Below are 16,977 nucleotides of genomic sequence, written 5' to 3'. Positions count from 1 at the left end.
GACGGTGTTCGCACCGTTGGTCGGTGTGCTTTAGGGCGCACCCATGAGAAATCCGAGACGGATGAGCATCCACGAGGAGATTGGTACACCCATGTCCAAGATTATCTATACTCACACCGATGAGGCCCCCATGCTCGCCACAGCATCGCTGTTGCCGATCGTGAGGGCTTTTGCATCCACCGCCGGTGTTGAGCTGGAGACGCGCGATATCTCCCTGGCCGGACGTGTGCTGGCTGCTTTCAACGACGTCCTGCCCGAGGAACAGCGCACCAATGATGCGTTGGGCGAACTGGGTGAATTGGTCAAAGAACCCGAAGCAAACGTCATCAAGCTTCCTAATATCTCCGCCTCCGTCCCGCAGCTGGTGGCCACCATCAAAGAACTGCAACAGGCCGGCTACGAGTTGCCGGACTACCCTGACGAGCCTGCCACCGAGGAACAGAAGGATGCTCGGGCCCGCTATGACTCGGTCAAGGGGTCGGCGGTTAACCCGGTGTTGCGCGAAGGAAATTCGGACCGTCGCGCCCCGCGGGCGGTCAAAAACTTCGCCAAGAAGCACCCGCATTCCATGGGGGAGTGGTCTGCGGACTCCCAGACCAACGTGGCCACCATGCACGACCATGACTTCGTCTCCAATGAGCAATCGGTGACCATGGATTCCGACGATGTGCTCACCATTCGGCATACCGACGCTGACGGCAATGTCACCATCCTGAAAGACGAGCTCAAAGTCCTCAAGGGCGAGATTGTGGATGCCACCTTCATGTCGGCCCGTGCCCTGGATGACTTTTTGGCAGAACAGGTTGCCAAAGCCAAAGAGCAGGGCGTGCTGTTCTCCGCTCACCTGAAAGCCACCATGATGAAGGTCTCCGACCCGGTGATCTTCTCCCACGTGGTTAAGGCCTACTTCCCGGAGTTGTTTGAAAAATATGGTGACCAGCTGGCCGCTGCCGGGCTATCGGCCACCAACGGGCTGGCTTCGATCGAAAACGGTTTGGACCAGCTGGACGACCAGACCGCTGAAGGCATCAAACAGGCGATTGCTGATGGCTACGCCAACGGCCCGGATTTGGCCATGGTCAATTCGCATAAGGGCATCACCAATCTCCACGTTCCCTCGGATGTGATCATCGATGCCTCCATGCCGGCGATGATTCGCACCGGCGGCCAGATGTGGAATAAGAACGATGAAACCCAGGACACCTTGGCTGTGATCCCGGATTCCTCCTATGCTGGCGTTTACCAGACCGTGATTGACGACTGCCGTGCCAACGGCGCCTACGATCCGACCACCATGGGCACCGTGCCCAATGTGGGGCTGATGGCACAGAAGGCTGAAGAGTACGGCTCTCACGACAAGACCTTTATCCAGGACACGGCCGGCATCGTGGAGATCATCAATTCGGACGGGGATGTATTAACGAGCCACCAGGTGGAAGCACATGACATCTGGCGGGCCTGCCAGACCAAGGACATCCCGGTGCGCAACTGGGTTAAGCTTGCAGTCACCCGCGCCCGGGCCTCGAAGACTCCGGCGGTCTTCTGGTTGGACGCTGAGCGCGCTCACGATGCGCAGCTGATTGCCAAAGTCAAAGAGTACCTACCCGAAAATGACACCGACGGACTGGATTTGCGCATCCTGGCACCCGAAGAGGCCACGCGGTTCACCCTGGAGCGGATCCGTGCCGGTGAAGATACCATTTCGGTAACCGGTAACGTGCTACGCGACTACCTCACCGACCTGTTTCCCATCCTGGAGCTGGGTACCTCGGCGAAGATGCTCTCGATTGTTCCACTGATTAATGGTGGCGGGCTCTTCGAGACCGGTGCCGGCGGATCGGCTCCCAAGCACGTCCAACAGTTCGTGGAAGAAAACCACCTGCGCTGGGATTCACTGGGTGAATTCTTGGCCCTGGCCGTCTCCTTCGAACACCTGGCCCAGTCCTTCGACAACTCCCGCGCCCAGGTGCTCGGCGATACTCTGGATGCCGCCACCGGTACCTTCTTGGAAGAAGGGCGTTCCCCGTCCCGTCGAGCCGGGGAGATTGACAACCGTGGCTCCCACTTCTATCTGGCGCTGTACTGGGCTGAAGAACTGGCAGCCCAGACCGATGACCAGCCGCTGGCTGATGCCATGAAGGATGTCGCTTCCCAGCTACGGGCCAAAGAAGACCAGATTATGGAAGAACTCAATAGCGTCCAGGGTGAGCCGGTGGATATCGCCGGGTACTACTACCCCTCGGTGGAGAAGATTTCTGCTGCTATGCGTCCCTCCGAAACGCTCAACAGCATTATCTCCAGCCTCGACCAGCGCTAAAAAATTGACGACCCGGGTCAGAATCGGCCGGTTCCTGCTTTCAAAGCGGGCACCGGCCGATGGTGGGTCGGTGGCCTGGCGCCGAGTACGCTGCCGGCGCTAGTCAGCGAATTCCTCACGAGCGCCGGCCTCGCGGGCTGACTGTTCCAGTACCGTGTAGGCCTCACGTGTCAAAGCGGTCCACAGCTTGATCGCCAGGTTCGGATCGGTTTCTTCCACCGATGCGATCATCTGGGCGGTGAGCACCAAACACACCACGTCGTCCACGGCACGAATCGTGGAGACCTGACGCCCGCTACGACCCAGGGCGATCTCCCCGAAAGTGGTACCGGGGGAGAGATAGGTCTGCCGATACCGGGCACCACCGGAACCGTGGGAGGTGGTTTCTACCCGCCCGGAGCGGATGAAGTAGATGCCGCCGAAAGGCTGGCCGGCACGTCGGATAATCTCCCCGGCTTTGTACTTGCGCCGTTCCATGATCGCAGCCAGCACATCCACGTCGCGATCGTCGAGGAACTCGAATAACGGAGCTGATTCTGGTTCTTCGCTCGAAGCGGGCAGATTGTCCTGTGCGTACCGTTGCGCCAGTCGGTGTTCGGCCCATTCCAGCGCTGCCGCACGGTTCTCGAACAGGCGGAAAGTGCCCTGAACTTCGGCGTTCGAGGATGCGGACCGGGGGCCATCGGAGAGTACCAACTCGCCTTCCGAGGCAGCCTTGGCCTTCTCCCGCGGGTCTTCGACTTCCAGCCCCTCGGTGCTGTTGACGAAGTCCATAATATGATCCACCAGCCGGTCTTCGTGATCGATAATTGCCAGGTCTCGGTTATCTGCATTGAGCTTGGAAGCCAGGGAGGCTAAGACGCGAATCGCGGAACGACCGAACTCATCGATCCCGTTGAGATCGATCATGATGGTCGAGACGTCGTCGTCGAATTCCACGATGCTACGCTGCAATGCTTCGGTTTCGGCAAAGCCCAGATCGCCAGAGATTTCCAAAATCTGGCATCGGTGGCCATAGGCTGAAACCGCCCGGGACAGGTCGGTGGAGCGGATGACACCTGAGAAAGCATCGGCCAGGGAGTAGTGGGCACGCAGGGTAGACCGGCCCAGTGGTGGGGCATCGGCGTAGTGCAGGCCCAGATCACTGGTGATCCGTGCAATGGCGGCGGCCCCGCGCACTGAGGTGCCGTGTTCGTCCAGTGGGGGAGAGAACACCCCGATGCCCAGCTGTCCGGGAAGCACCACCATGATGCCTCCATCAACCCCGGACTTTGCCGGCAGTCCCACGTCAATGGCCCAGTTACCGGCCGAATCGTACATACCGCACGTGTTCATGACCGACACCACCTGACGTACTGTTTCAGGCGTGAAGACCTGACGGCCGGTGACCGGGTTTTCACCGCGTCGTGCCAGGGTAGCGGCCATCATGGACAGCTCAGCACTGGTGAGTCCGACCGCACATTGCCGGAAATAGTCGTCCACGATGGGTTGGGGGTCTGATTCGATGATGTCGAAGGAACGTAGTAACCAGGCCAGTGCCCGGTTACGGTGGCCGTGCTTATTCTCCGCCCGATAAATCTGCTCCATGATCTTCAGTTCCCGGTCGCATCCGGCTGAGGCTTCCTCGAACGCGTGCATGAGACGTCCGATGCGATTACGACCACCGCGACCTTTAATCAGCCCGACGGTGGCGATCGCCCCGGCATTAATCATGGGATTATCTGGGCGTCCCGTCCCGGACTGCAGAGAGATTTCGTTGAACGAGTCCCCGGAGGGTTCCACATCGACCTTTTCCCCGACTTTCTGGGGGCCCAAATCGTCCAGGGCCAGCGCGTAGGCAAAGACCTTGGCGATGGACTGGATGGCGAAGCGCTGATCCACATCGCCGGCCGAGTACTGTTGGCCGTTGACCGTGGTCAGCGTGATGCTGAGATGGTCTGGATTTGGGTTGGCCACTGATTCGGTTACGGGATTGACCGCGCCATGGCGCATCGGACGCAAGTCGGTGACGAGCTGCTCCAAATAATCCTGCAGAGGAGAACGCATGATGAGCGACAGACTTCTTTCTCCCGCGCATCACGCGCGGGCCTCGTCGAGTGAATGGGCGAAGATGGGATCGGGGGGTGCTTCTATCGTTTTCGTCAAGCTGCTGGGGCTAGTTGGGCTGGTCGAGATTCGTAGAAGGTACCGTCTCTGAGCATCGCGAACAGGACGTCAGTTCTTCGACGGGCTAGGGCGATGACGGCTTGGTTGTGACGTTTCCCTTCGGCGCGTTTCTTGTCGTAGTAGGCCCGCGAGGCGGGGTCGCCTTTAATCGAAGCAAAGGCAGACAAGAACAGCACTCGTTTGAGGACTTTGTTGCCGCGCCGAGATGGGGATTCTCCACGAATGGAGGTGCCGGATTGGCGGGTCACGGGTGCGATGCCAGCATATGAAGCTAGGTGTGCTGCGGATTTGAAGTCTTTGCCGACGACTTCGGTGAGGATGCGTGCGGCTGTCCTGACCCCGATGCCTGGCATGGAGGTCAGGACTTCGGTAAGAGGGTGCGCATCAACGACTTTCAAGATCTCTGTTTCGATATCTGTTCGTTGTTGGGTCAGCTGTTGAAGTTGAGCCGCCAACCGCCCGACGATGTGTTCAGCAGCGTGCGTGCCAGTCACGATGGTGGTTTGTTCAGCTAGCGCGGCAAAGATCTCGTCGGTGAGTCGCGCCGCCATTCGGGGCGCTAATTTCTTTAACCGGGTTCTGACATGTCCTCGCCCGGCGCGCTGCAAAGCGGCCGGAGTTGGATACCTACCCAGCAAATCTACCACGGCCGGGTGGGCCAGCCTGGGTCCAAGCACCCGTTCCAGCGTTGGGTGAATCTGGGTCAATAATCCTCGCAGCCGGTTGCGGACTTGGGTCAGTTGCGCGGCGAGATCGTCATCAAAACCACACAGCATCGATAGTTCTGCAATCCGCTCCTCAGCCACGGTGATGCCGCGCAATGTGTGGGGCATGGTGCGCGCTGTTTCAGCAATTATGTAGGCATCTCGGGCATCCGTTTTAGCCTGGCCCGGATGTAAATCGGCCACCCGGCGCATCGTCAATCCTGGTAGGTAGGCGACTTGGATCCCGAGTTGTTGGGCAACCGCGATCACTAACGCGCCGATGGTTTTGGGCTGATCTACCACAACCAACAGCTCACCGTATTTGGCCGCAAGATCTTTCAACAGCTCCTGAATCTTTGGTTCAGATTGCGGCAATGGCTTGTCATATACAACCTTGCCATCGTGGTTGACAGCGGTGGCATGATGGTCGGACTTGCCGACGTCGATTCCAAGAAACACTTGAGGTTCCATCGGGTACCTTCTTTGACTCGTTCCACTAAAAGACCAGGTCACCGATGGCCCGTCCGCTCACAACCACGTTACAAGGGCCCGCAAGTTCCAAGAGCGTGCTTCTATTAGCGATCCGAACGAACCAGACCGGTTCCGGTGACAACACCCCCCGGATTATGGTCAACTGGGGGCAAACATCATGCCGGAACCAGCCGGCTCCCTACACTGCATATCCTGCCGGAAAACAGTGACACCTAAAAGGTAACGGGGCCTAAGACCGTAACTGGGCCTCAGCAAACTCGACGTTGAACCCTTCGGTAACCACGGGCGGAGTCTTCTGCCCATCGTCACCGTGGAGTTCTTGTTCTTGGCGACGTAATTGCACCCGTCGGATCTTGCCGGAGATCGTCTTGGGTAGCTGCGAGAACTGGAAGCGACGAACCCGGCCGTATGGTGGCAGTGTCTCACGACCGAACTCATAGATGGACCGCGCGGTCTCTTCGGTAGGTTCATAGCCTTGAGCCAAAACGATATAAGCCTTCGGCACGGCCATACGAATGGCATCCGGTGAAGGCACCACGGCAACTTCCAGCACCGCGGGGTGCTGGATGAGCCCGGATTCCAGTTCAAAGGGCGAGAGCTTGTAGTCGGAGGCTTTGAACAGATCATCGGCGCGGGACACGTAGGTGTAGACCCCAGATTCATCGCGCTTCATCACGTCCCCGGTGCGGTACACGCCCTGTGAGAAGGCTTCGGCATTACGCTCATCGTCCCGGTAGTATCCCGGGGTTAACCCACCCGGTCGTGGGTCAAGGCGGAGAACGACCTGGCCTTCACCGGGGCCGGAAATGATGTCTTCGGTGTCCTGATCCATCAGCTCGACCTGGTAGCCCGGCAACGGGCGACCCAAAGCCCCCGGGGTGAGCTCTTGGCCGGGGGTGTTGGCGATTTGGAGCGTGGTTTCGGTCTGCCCATAACCGTCGCGAATATCCACGCCCCAGCCGCGCCGGACGTGTTCGATAATGCTGGCGCTGAGTGGTTCCCCAGCCGAGAGTGCAACCGTTGGAGGAGTGGACAGTTGGGTCAGATCTGCCTGGATCAGCATTCGCCACACGGTCGGAGGAACACACAGGGAGGTGACCTGCTGGCGATCCATTAACTCCATCAGCGCCTCAGGATCAAAGCGACGGTAGTTGAATACCAGAATGGTGGCCTCGGCAATCCAGGGTGTAAAGAAGCTGGACCAGGCGTGTTTGCCCCAGCCCGGGGAGGCGATATTCAGATGGACGTCTCCGGGACGCAACCCCATCCAATACAGAGTGGAGAAGTGCCCTACTGCGTAGGAGTACTGCGTGTGAGTAACCATCTTCGGTTCCGAGGTGGTCCCGGAGGTGAAATAGATCAGCATCGTCTCCGCCGCTTCGGTCAGCCCCGGATCGGTCAGCTCGCCGGTGGCCTCGCGGGTGAACCCGTGGGCCTGATCTGTGGCCTCCCCAGTGGTGATCAAACCATCGAGCTGGTCGGCACAGTTGGCGAATTTGTCGAGATTGTCCGTATTGGTCATCGCCCAACGCACTTGGGCGCGTTGCAGACGAGAGATAATGGCCTGGGGAGCCAGCATCGTGGTGGTGGGCAGAACGACCACACCGAGCTTGATCGCCGCCAGCATGGCTTCCCACAGCTCGACCTGGTTGTCCAGCATCAGCATGAGCTTATCGCCACGGCGCATGCCCAGGGATTGGAACCAGACCGCCACGCGGGCAGCGCGCTCCGCGAGCTCGCGGAAGGTCAAGGAAATGTCTACGCCGGCCTCGTTGGCAATGATCAGAGCTGGTTGATCGCCACGGACGGGGTCGGCGGCCAGCTGGTCGAACCAGTCGGAGGTGAAATTGAAGTGGTCGATCTCAGGCCACGAGAAGCTCTTGCGTGCTTGGTCGAGATCCTCACGTAAACGTAGCAGGTCATCTCGGTAGGCTCGGTAGGTCTCCGTGACTGTCATCAACACACACCTTTCGTGGCTTCAATCTTGGCTCGAGCTGATCAGATGTCGTGCACCACTCGGCGGTAGCCCGACTCAAAGTCCTTCCGGCCACGGGCGATGTTCTCACCAACTAACCGCAACCTGTCGGTACGCAATCCCACGGTGAGTGCATCTTGGAGCACTTCACGATTTTTTGGTGTAAAGAACAGAAAGCCCAGGATCCGCTGTGCCCGATGGAAAAGCGACTGTGCGTCGAGATCGTCGCCGCCGAGCGCCTCATAATAAACATTAGCAATCTCCACCGGGCTCAGATCCTTCAAACGCCCATGTGAGCCCAACATCACGGTGCGGTATACCGCCCATTGATCGATGTTGACACTGGCGGGCCAGAGGAAGCCGTACTCGTCGGTGATCCAGGTGCCGTGAGCGAGCCGCTCACGGATGACCTGGCTGGCCGCGGAGCTGACGCGGGTGACGAACCGTGGCCGGCAGGGCCAGAGGTGATCGAGCAGATATTCCGCCCGGGGCCGACCGGACATCCCCGACGTATCGGGGTACCGCAACCGCTCGCCCCAGCGTGGTTCCAAATACTGCTGCAACTGAACATTGTCGACCTCGGCGCCGGACTGTGTGAAGCGCATAATGGTCTCCGTCTCCCGGAGCACATCCTCCAACTGCGAGGTAATCATTTCGATGCGGTTCAGATCCCGATTCGATAAGCGGGGATTTGTGGCTACATCAGAACTTGGGTCCACAGGTGACACCGCCGGTGCCCAGAGTCGCTGGGCGCGCGCGTACTGTGTATGGAGACGTTGAATCGCTGGGTGCTGGCCGGTGACCCATTCGGGGTGGTCCAAGGCCTGAGCGGGGTCGGTTTCTCGCAGTGCCAGTTCCGACTGCAACCGCTTGATCTTGTGTTGTAAGGCGTTCAATCGGGCACGCTGGACACGACGTTGATATAAGAACACGGCACAACAGCCCACAGCGATCACCAGGGCCACCAGTAAGAAGAAGATCACAGGCTCCACGATGCTCACTCTATCTTGTGCGCTCGGTGTGGTGAGATGAAACGGTGGGACGCACGGCGGGCTGATCCATCACTTCCACCCCAGGTGCTCAAATACCCGGACCCAACTGGCAAAGAGGCGCCGGTTGGCAACCACGCCCCACTGGTTGGGGTTGGCCACCAGGAGCAGGTCAGCCTCTCGCACCGCCTGATCTGCGGCCAGCTGCTCCGCGACGCTGTCTACGGTGCCCACCACCGTGGGCCCGGACCGAGCTCGAGCACCATCGAGCATCCCGACAGAGTCTGTCTCCCCCGAGATCGGGGCATAACGGAGCTTGTCTTCGGCCGATTCGATCACGTAGATAGACCGAGTGACCGCCGTCTGTCCGCCTGTCGTGTGGCCCGAGGCAGTATAAGCGGCACGATACTCGGTGAGTTGGTGAGCCTGCTGGACATGGAAGGGGCGTCCGTCGTCTTCCAACAACAGGGTAGACGAGACCAAGTTATATCCCTGTTCGCCGGCCCAGACCGCCGACGAGGTGCTTCCGGCTCCCCAATACAGGCGGTTAATCAAGGTCGAGGAATACGGTTCGATGCGCAACCGGTCCACCCCCACCGGCGCCCAGGACGACTCCGGGTCAGCGTGAGCGATGGGCTCACCGGAGACTGCCTGTCGAATGCGTCCCCCGGTGTTGCGGGGATAGTCAGACCAGGACTGGCCCTGGTCACGGTGATAACCGAACTGGTGTTGCCCATCCAAGGCCGCCTCAGGAGAACCACGGGAGATCCCCAGATGTAGACGCGCATCGGAGATGAGATCGGTGGTGGCGGCTTCCTCGGCAAAGTACAGCGGATTCTCGTAGCGCAACATTCACCCGTAACATTGGATTCATGACGAGTCGCGTAGCCGCCTACATGCGGATCTCCCAGGACCGCACGGGCGACGGATGGGCCATCGACACCCAGCTCCGCAAGATCAGCGACCTGGCCACGCTGAGGGGCTGGCGGGTCGTCGCCGAGTACGAGGACTCCTCCGTCTCGGCCTCCAAGCCGCGTGGTGCCGGCACGGACTGGGCCAGGATGCTCAAGGACGCCGACGCCGGTCAGTTCGACACCGTGGTCGCCGTCGACATCGACCGCCTCCTGCGCAGCACCAAGGATCTGAACACGCTGATCGACCATGGGCTGCAGGTCGTCACGGTCGACGGCGAGATCGACCTCGCCACGGCCGATGGGGAGTTCCGGGCGACGATGCTGGCCGGCACGCGCGCTTCGAGGCCAGGCGCAAGGCGGAGCGGACGATCCGCTCGAACGAACGCCGTCGTACCGAGGGGATGCCGGTGCTCTCGGGCTGGACGCCGTTCGGCTACACGAAGGACGGGGCGCAGATCCCGGAGCAGGCCGAGGCGGGTGCGTACCTGATCCGGTCGGGCGGGGGCACCTTCCGCCAGTTCTACGACGAGCGGATGGAGCGGGTCGACAAGCTGCGGGCGCCGGGCAAGCAGCTCGAGGACGAGGCGCGTCGTCATGAGGACGAGGCGCGCAGGATCACCGGCAGGGTCCGATGATGGAGATGACGGAATAGCCCCGGCCAGGGCCGGACGGGGCTATCGGTGAAGAGGGAGAGGTCCATGCTCGGCAGGTGCGCTGGGCCGGTCATGATCTTGGGTCAGGTGAGTTCGGTGATGAGGTCGCGGATGCGGGAACCGATCTCGTTATGGATGGGGCGCACAGCGTCGAGCCCAAGTCCTGTGGGGTTGTTCAACTGCCAGTCCTCGTAGCGTTTGCCGGGGAAGACCGGGCAGGTGTCGCCACATCTCGTCGTGCTCACTGCAGCCGAGGTCTGCGCGGTATCGGTGGCGAGCAGCGTGGCATGGTCGGAGGGTTGGATTGCGCACACGGCGAGGGCCTTCGCCAGTGGCGGGGCCCTCGTGGCTGTTCCTATGACGGCATCGAAGTTCTGTGGATAGCGTCAGCCTTCCGTCTTGGCGTCCTGGCAGCAGTTCTCCTCCGTTGGCTGAGGCGTCGTAGTGTTGGTGTTCTGCTGCTTATCGTCTTCGTCGGCCGGGACGATCTCGACGTTGCAGCAGTCTGACTGCTCGTTCTTCGAGCGTCCGGTGAACAGGTCTTTCAGTCCCATGGTGGTTCCTTTCCTATGGTGGGTTTACGGGGGACAGTTGTAGGGATCAGGCTGTGATCGTGAGGATGTAGCCGCCGGCGATCGCCACGGTAAGGATGGTGACGACGAATGCCACGAGAAGCCGTGGCTTGAAGATCGCCGTGAGCATCGAGACCTCCGGCGGGGAGGCCCCGGCCCCGCCGATCATCAGGGCGAAGATCGGGCCGAGGGCCACACCGGCGGACTGGAGGGCCAGCCCGACCGGGAGCATGGTCTCCAAGCGGATGTAGAGCGGGATGCCGATGACCGCGGCCAGTGGCACCGCCCACCAGATGTTGGCTCCGGCGAAGGCGGTCAGCTGGTCCTCGGGGACGAACTCGTAGATCGCGGCTCCGATCGCCACGCCGATGAGCATGGGCACAAGCAGGGGGCGCAGATCGGTCCAGGCTTGGCGGAGCGCTCCGGGCATCTCGCCGCGCATTCCTTTCCACGGCTCGGGCGTCGTCTCGCCCAGCACGCGCACGCGCTTGAGCGCCTTCTTCAGGCCCAGGCCGCGCCATACCCACGGGATGATCAGTGAGACGGCCAGGGTGAAGAGCGTGTAGACGATCGCGGTCGTCCACCCGAAGATGATTCCGATGCTGCCGACGATGATCGGGTTGAGCAGCGGTGAGGCGATGAGGTAGGTCATCGCGGTCTGGAAGGCGACCCCGGCGTTGAGCATTCCGACCAGCATCGGCAGTGTCGAGCAGGAGCAGAATGGAGTCACCGCCCCCAAAAGTAGTCCCTTGATGGATCCGGGGACTTTCCCGCTGCTCATCCAGTCACGCATCTTCTCCGGGCCGAATCGCCGGTTGATCAGCGCGACGGCGGTCGAGACGACGAGGAACAGGGCCAGCAGCTCGCCCAGCAGCAGTGCGAAGGTGCCGAGCGTGTCAGTCAGCATCGGTCACCACACTGCGTGCCGGGATCTCGGCCTCGGTGCAGCAGGCTCGCTGTCCGGCGGGAGTCAGGGTGGCAAGGTGGGCCAGCCATTGGACTGGGGCGGCCAACTGTTCGCAGCAGATCGAGATGAGGTTCGACCGGCCCTGCGGGGTCACGTCGATCAGTTCCGCTTTAAGCAGGGCGGAGACGTGGTGGCTGACCAGCGCCTGACTAAGGCCGGTGGCCTCCTGCAGCTGCTTGTTCGTCTTGGCGCCATCGGCGAGGCACAGCACGATCGTGAGCCGGTTCTCATCGGCCAGGGCCGAGAGGGTGGGGGCCAGGTAGGCGGCGCGTTCTTTGGCTGAGAGGTCCGAGGCCACGGCCGGAATTTGTATCGGTGAAGACATACCTCCACACTAACAAGCCACTGCTTATGACACAAGCGACGGCTTATCTATTGTGGGGGTGACGCCTCGGGGAGGTGGCTGGTGATGTCATGGACTGCGTCCTTGGCGGTCCTGCCCGCCCCGATCAGGGTGGCTGAGGCGAAGCCGGTCCAGTCCCCGTACCCGAGCAGGTGCAGGCGGGGCTCGTCGGCGGAGCGTGTGCCGATGGTCTTGGGCACGCCGTTCTCGCGCCTCAGGCCCAGGGACGCGAGATGGTTCAGGGTGGGGCGGAAGCCGGTGCACCAGATGATCGCGTCGTAGGGATCCATGGTGCCGTCGCTCCAGGCCGCTCCCTCGGCGGTGAGCCGGTCGAACATGGGGCGGGGGCGCAGCACGCCGCGGTCGCGGGCAGCACGGACACTGGGGACCATGACGATGTCGCCCAGACCGGAGACGCCATCGGCCTGGGTTCCCGCCTTCCGGGCGGCTTCTTCTCGGGTGGCGGTGTCGAAGAGGACGCGGCCGTCGACGTCGTCGGGCATGAACCGGGGCGGGTGTCGGGTCGCCCAGGTCGTCTCCGCGATGGTGGAGACCTCGGCGACGATCTGCGCGGCGGAATTGCCGGCACCGACGACCAGCACCCGCTGGCCGCGGAATCGCTCCGGGACGGAGTAGTCGACCGTGTGTAGCTGCTCGCCCGCGAAATCGGCCATGCCCGGATAGGCGGGCATGAAGGGGGTGTCCCAGGTGCCGGTGGCGCTGATGACGAACTCGGCGTTCCAGGTGCCCCGGTCGGTCTCAACGCTGAGCCCGCGGCTGTGGGCGCGGACGCCGCTGACCTGGACGGGCCGGTGCACGGGCAGCTCGTAACGCTGTTCGTAGTCGTGCAGGTACTCGACGACGTGACCGGCGGTGGGGAACGTCTCGCCCCGCTGGCGCGGCATTGGCCAGCCCGGTAGCGGGCTGTACTCGGCCGGGGAGAACAGTCGCAGTGAGTCCCAGCCGTGACGCCAGGCCCCGCCTGCACGGTCCTGCCGGTCGAGGATCACGAAGTTCAGCCCCGCCCGGCGCAGATAGTAGCCGGCGGCCAGGCCTGCTTGGCCGCCGCCGATCACCACGACGTCGGCGTGCTCACTCATCGGTCTCCTGAGGAACGAGCAGTTCGGCGATGAGGACGCGGACGCGGGTCTCGATCTCGTTCCGGATAGTACGCACGGCGTCGAGCCCACGCCCTGCGGGGTCGTCGAGCTGCCAGTCCTCGTAGCGCTTGCCGGGGAGAAACGGGCAGGTATCGCCGCACCCCATGGTGATGACGACATCAGCGGTCTGCACCGCGTCGGTGGTCAGCAGCTTGGGCCGCTCGGCGGTGATGTCGATGCCGACCTCGCGCATGGCCTCGACCACGGCCGGGTTGAGCTGGTGGGCGGGCTCCGACCCAGCGGAGCGGACCGCGATGCGGCCCGCCGCGTGGTGGGTGAGGAAGGCGGCGGCCATCTGGGAGCGTCCGGCGTTGTGGACGCAGACGAACAACACCGTCGGAGGGGTATCGGTGGTCATCGGGGGCTCGTTTCTGTCTGGTAGGGGTCGGTGTGGAACCAGCGGCGTGCAGCCCACAGGGAGACGTAGACGAGAGCGACGAGGACAGGCACCTCGATCAACGGGCCGACCACCCCGGCCAGCGCCTGCCCACTGGTTGCGCCGAAGGTGCCGATGGCGACGGCGATGGCGAGTTCGAAGTTGTTGCCCGCCGCGGTGAATGCCAGCGTGGTGGATCGGGCGTAGCCGAGGCCGATGCCCTTGCCGAGCAGGAGGCCTGCGAACCACATGAACGCGAAGTAGACCAGCAGCGGCAACGCGATCCTCGCGACATCGAGGGGATTCTGCGTGATGGTTTCGCCTTGGAGGGCGAAGAGCAGCACGATCGTGAACAGCAGCCCGTAGAGCGCCCACGGCCCGACGCGCGGGATGAACTTCTCTTCGTACCAGGCGCGGCCCTTGCGTTTCTCGCCGATCCAGCGGGTCGCGAACCCCGCGACCAGCGGTACGCCGAGGAAGACGAGCACGTTGAGGGCGATCTGCCCGACCGAGACGTCCAGGCCCTGGGTGTCCAGGCCCAGCCAACCAGGAAGCACGGTGAGGTAGAACCATCCGAGCACGGAGAACATCACGACCTGGAAGATCGAGTTGATCGCGACCAGCACCGCGGTCGCTTCCCGGTCGCCGCAGGCCAGGTCGTTCCAGATCACCACCATCGCGATACAGCGGGCGAGACCGACGATGATGAGGCCGGTGCGGTACTCGGGCAGATCGGGCAGGAACAGCCAGGCGAGGGCGAACATGACCGCGGGGCCGAGCAGCCAGTTCAGCACCAGCGAGGACACCAGGAGTTTCTTGTCGCCGATGACGGCGGCGATCTTGTCGTAGCGGACTTTCGCGAGCACCGGGTACATCATCACCAGCAGGCCCAGTCCGATCGGCACCGAGATGCCGGCGACCTCCATCCTCGTGAGCACGTCAGCCAGGGCGGGGATGAAGCGGCCCAGGAGGAGGCCGGCGATCATCGCCAGCCCGATCCAGACCGGCAGCCACTTATCCAACGTCGACAACTGCCGCCTCGCCGCAGCCGCAGGCGCTGGGGTGTTCGTGCTCTTGGTGTTCGGGGGTGCCGGCATCGTGCTGCTCAGTCTCCTCGTCAGCTCGGGGTATGCGGTTAGTTCGTAGGCTTAGTGGCGCGGATGATCGCGGCGTGCATCCCGTCCGCGGGCTCGTGCGTGAACTCCACGCTCGCACCCGTGAACCCCGCCTTGGCGAGGCCGTCGAGGTACTCGGTCTTCGACAGGGCTCCGGCGATACACCCAACGTAGGAACCGCGCTCAGCACGCTCTTCGGGGGTGAGGGGGTCTTCGGCGACGACATCGGAGGCCCCGATACGGCCACCCGGCGCGAGGACGCGGAACATCTCGGCAAGGTCGGCGGGCTTGTCGGTGGAGAGGTTGATGACGCAGTTGGAGATCACCACATCCACCGACCCGCCCGAAAGCGATATGTCCTCGATGGTGCCCTTGAGGAACTCGACGTTCTCCGCCCCGGCCTCGTTCTTGTTCTTCTCGGCCAGCGGGAGCATCTCGTCGGTCATGTCCACCCCATAGGCGAACCCCGACTTACCGACCCTGCGGGCGGGGAGCAGCACATCGAGGCCGCCACCGGAGCCGAGGTCGAGGACGCGCTCACCCTTGTGGAGTTCGGCGACCGCCGTGGGATTGCCGCAGCCCAGGCTGGCCTCGACCGCCTCCAATGGGAGTCCGGCGGCGGTCGCCTCGTCGTAGAGGCCCGCGCCGAAGCTCCGCTCGGTCGGAGCACAGCACGAACCCGAATCCGGCTCAGTGCCCTCGGCGGCAGTCGTGCTGGAACAGCACGAGGAGACGGGGGTCTCCTCGGTGAGGAGGTCGGCGTTGCAGGTGCCGGTGGTGACCGCGGTCGCGGCCTGGGCGTAGCGGGCGCGGACCTGCTCACGCAGCTCGGTATTCTCGTTCTCGCTCATTGCCTGCTCCATTTCCCGCGGGTACCCCGACTACATATTGATGCTCGTCGATGTATCGACAGTTGTCAATGCATGGCGTAGGGTCGAGGGCATGCCGATCTCACTGTCGCTGGTCGCGACCGACACGGGAGGATGTTGCGCCCCCGTCACGGGTGGGGTGCTCGCGGTCGAGGATGCGCAGCAGTTGGCGCGGATGTTCAAGGCCCTCGGTGATCCCACGAGGGTGCGGTTGGTGTCGATGATCGCTGCGCAGTCCGGCGGGGAGGCGTGTGTGTGCGATCTGACCGAGCCTGTCGGCCTCTCCCAGCCCACGGTCTCGCATCACATGAAGCAGCTCGTCGACGCCGGCCTGGTCACGCGTGAGCAGCGCGGCAAGTGGGCCTACTACGCGGTCGTTCCCGAGATCCTGGGGATGCTCTCGGCCGCGCTCGACCCGCAGACACTGAGCACTGACACTCCCGCGTGCTCCTGCTGAGGAGATTCGGGGTTCAGCGGCGCAGGGCGGCGTAGCGGTTCCACGCTGCTCCCGCGAGGGTTCCAGTTCGTCGGCCTCATGCTCAAGGCAGGGCTACTGGTGCTGCCGGAGGATGACGGCCCGACTTCCGCGAGACGAAGGGTGCCCTGCGCACGGCATGGCGCGAGTTCCAGGCGTTCCAGGCCCGCTCGCCCATCTGGCGGCTCGCGCTCATGGCGGCGCTCTACACCGTCGGCTTCATGGTCGTGCGGCTGCTGTTGACGCAGGCGATGGGGATCTTCGAGAACGTCTGGATCGCAGGCGGCATCTCGGCGCTCGTCGCCTCGGTGATCGTCGCCCCGACGCTCATCAGCAACCTCATCAAGGGGGTCGGCTCCAAGATGGGCGTGAAGGTCACAAGGGACAAGAGCTGTGGATGTGATGGCTTGGTGGCGGGTTTCTGTGATCTCTCAGTGGCGGTGCAGGCGCGATCAGGTGGCGGCCGTGGTGCGGCGCAGCTCGCGGTAGATGGTGGTGCGGGAGACGTTGAACAGCTCGGCGAGCTCGGCTTGGGTGTGTTCGCCGGCGGCGTGCAGCGTCAGCAGGTGCTTGCGCTGAGAGGGCGAGAGCTTGGGCTTCTTGCCTTTGAGTTTGCCCTTGGATCTGGCGATGGCCATGCCCTCGCGGGTGCACAGGCGGATGAGGTCCGCCTCAAACTCGGCCACCATGCCGAGCACGTTGAACAGCAACCGGCCGACGGCATCGTTGGGGTCGTAGACGCTGCCTCCGAGACTGAGCGCCACTCCCTTGATGGTGAGCTCGTCGGCGGTGTCCCTCGCGTCCGGGAGCGAGCGCGCCAGCCGACGTACGGTGAAGGATCCCCTTACGGGCATGCGATCTGGGCTGACGCCTGTGACCGAGTGTTCAGT

General features: G+C 62.7%; 18 protein-coding genes and 1 pseudogene. 4 read left to right on the top strand and 15 right to left on the bottom strand.

All coding sequences use genetic code 11. The features are described 5' to 3' along the window. Positions 1-91 precede the first annotated feature (91 nt). Complete coding sequence (locus QDX22_RS04970; RefSeq protein WP_279672404.1) at positions 92-2,317, top strand: NADP-dependent isocitrate dehydrogenase; 2,226 nt, start codon at positions 92-94, stop codon at positions 2,315-2,317. Between the two features lie 99 nt (positions 2,318-2,416). Here the strand turns inward: QDX22_RS04970 and glsA are convergent, their stop codons facing one another. The 5 genes from glsA to QDX22_RS04945 all read right to left on the bottom strand — a co-directional run bounded on the left by glsA (position 2,417) and on the right by QDX22_RS04945 (position 9,495). Then, entirely contained in the window at positions 2,417-4,363 is a 1,947-nt protein-coding gene (glsA, locus tag QDX22_RS04965) for a glutaminase A (protein ID WP_122549298.1), read from the bottom strand. A gap of 95 nt (positions 4,364-4,458) precedes the next feature. Then, positions 4,459-5,658, bottom strand: a complete 1,200-nt coding sequence (locus QDX22_RS04960) for an IS110 family RNA-guided transposase (protein ID WP_279717641.1) — start codon at positions 5,656-5,658, stop codon at positions 4,459-4,461. 250 nt (positions 5,659-5,908) lie between these two features. Then, positions 5,909-7,636, bottom strand: a complete 1,728-nt coding sequence (locus QDX22_RS04955; RefSeq protein ID WP_122548849.1) for an AMP-binding protein — start codon at positions 7,634-7,636, stop codon at positions 5,909-5,911. Between the two features lie 41 nt (positions 7,637-7,677). After that, complete coding sequence (locus QDX22_RS04950; protein ID WP_147472509.1) at positions 7,678-8,646, bottom strand: LapA family protein; 969 nt, start codon at positions 8,644-8,646, stop codon at positions 7,678-7,680. 69 nt (positions 8,647-8,715) lie between these two features. Continuing rightward, positions 8,716-9,495, bottom strand: coding sequence for an LLM class flavin-dependent oxidoreductase (locus QDX22_RS04945; protein ID WP_243857807.1), 780 nt, complete (start codon positions 9,493-9,495; stop codon positions 8,716-8,718). 20 nt (positions 9,496-9,515) lie between these two features. On the opposite strand from QDX22_RS04945, the gene QDX22_RS04940 reads away from it, so the two are divergent. After that, entirely contained in the window at positions 9,516-10,046 is a 531-nt protein-coding gene (locus tag QDX22_RS04940) for a recombinase family protein (protein ID WP_425320824.1), read from the top strand. After that, positions 9,965-10,192, top strand: coding sequence for a hypothetical protein (locus QDX22_RS12145; RefSeq protein WP_243857811.1), 228 nt, complete (start codon positions 9,965-9,967; stop codon positions 10,190-10,192). Before QDX22_RS04940 ends, QDX22_RS12145 begins: the two co-directional genes overlap by 82 nt. A gap of 101 nt (positions 10,193-10,293) precedes the next feature. Here QDX22_RS12145 and QDX22_RS04930 read toward each other — a convergent pair whose 3' ends face one another. From QDX22_RS04930 to QDX22_RS04895, 8 genes are all read right to left on the bottom strand, one after another. Then, the gene (locus QDX22_RS04930; protein ID WP_166769962.1) at positions 10,294-10,524 is read right to left on the bottom strand and encodes a low molecular weight phosphatase family protein; all 231 of its coding nucleotides are present in this window, start codon (positions 10,522-10,524) and stop codon (positions 10,294-10,296) included. A gap of 72 nt (positions 10,525-10,596) precedes the next feature. Further along, the gene (locus tag QDX22_RS04925) at positions 10,597-10,764 is read right to left on the bottom strand and encodes a hypothetical protein (RefSeq protein ID WP_166769961.1); all 168 of its coding nucleotides are present in this window, start codon (positions 10,762-10,764) and stop codon (positions 10,597-10,599) included. Between the two features lie 46 nt (positions 10,765-10,810). Beyond that, entirely contained in the window at positions 10,811-11,689 is an 879-nt protein-coding gene (locus tag QDX22_RS04920; protein ID WP_279718106.1) for a permease, read from the bottom strand. Further along, positions 11,679-12,074, bottom strand: a complete 396-nt coding sequence (locus QDX22_RS04915; protein WP_110101658.1) for an ArsR/SmtB family transcription factor — start codon at positions 12,072-12,074, stop codon at positions 11,679-11,681. The genes QDX22_RS04920 and QDX22_RS04915 overlap by 11 nt, the downstream gene beginning before the upstream one ends. Positions 12,075-12,121: 47 nt before the next feature. After that, positions 12,122-13,192, bottom strand: coding sequence for an ArsO family NAD(P)H-dependent flavin-containing monooxygenase (locus tag QDX22_RS04910; RefSeq protein WP_122548846.1), 1,071 nt, complete (start codon positions 13,190-13,192; stop codon positions 12,122-12,124). After that, positions 13,185-13,610 carry an arsenate reductase ArsC gene (locus QDX22_RS04905; protein ID WP_110098754.1) on the bottom strand — a complete coding sequence of 142 codons (426 nt, stop codon included), beginning with the start codon at positions 13,608-13,610 and terminating at the stop codon, positions 13,185-13,187. Before QDX22_RS04905 ends, QDX22_RS04910 begins: the two co-directional genes overlap by 8 nt. Beyond that, positions 13,607-14,725, bottom strand: coding sequence for an ACR3 family arsenite efflux transporter (gene arsB / locus QDX22_RS04900; protein WP_110101660.1), 1,119 nt, complete (start codon positions 14,723-14,725; stop codon positions 13,607-13,609). The genes QDX22_RS04905 and arsB overlap by 4 nt, the downstream gene beginning before the upstream one ends. Before the next feature lie 38 nt (positions 14,726-14,763). Further along, positions 14,764-15,594 (bottom strand): methyltransferase domain-containing protein, encoded by an 831-nt coding sequence (locus QDX22_RS04895; RefSeq protein WP_122548845.1) that lies wholly within the window; start codon positions 15,592-15,594, stop codon positions 14,764-14,766. Positions 15,595-15,685: 91 nt separating this feature from the next. Here QDX22_RS04895 and QDX22_RS04890 point away from each other — a divergent pair, with 91 nt between their 5' ends. Beyond that, positions 15,686-16,069 carry an ArsR/SmtB family transcription factor gene (locus QDX22_RS04890; protein ID WP_110098825.1) on the top strand — a complete coding sequence of 128 codons (384 nt, stop codon included), beginning with the start codon at positions 15,686-15,688 and terminating at the stop codon, positions 16,067-16,069. A gap of 223 nt (positions 16,070-16,292) precedes the next feature. On the opposite strand, the gene QDX22_RS04885 is transcribed toward QDX22_RS04890, so the two are convergent. Together QDX22_RS04885 and QDX22_RS04880 are read right to left on the bottom strand one after the other, a co-directional pair. Continuing rightward, a complete protein-coding gene (locus QDX22_RS04885; protein ID WP_255410796.1) occupies positions 16,293-16,418 on the bottom strand; it encodes a hypothetical protein in 126 nt (41 codons plus the stop codon). A gap of 121 nt (positions 16,419-16,539) precedes the next feature. Beyond that, positions 16,540-16,977 (bottom strand): annotated as a pseudogene (locus QDX22_RS04880) (recombinase family protein); the annotation flags it as partial.

It is taken from the genome of Auritidibacter ignavus (genome assembly GCF_029853775.1).
Taxonomy (GTDB): domain Bacteria; phylum Actinomycetota; class Actinomycetes; order Actinomycetales; family Micrococcaceae; genus Auritidibacter; species Auritidibacter ignavus.
Note: the sequence above shows the minus strand (reverse complement) of the source record. Positions and strands in the feature narration are given on the sequence as shown.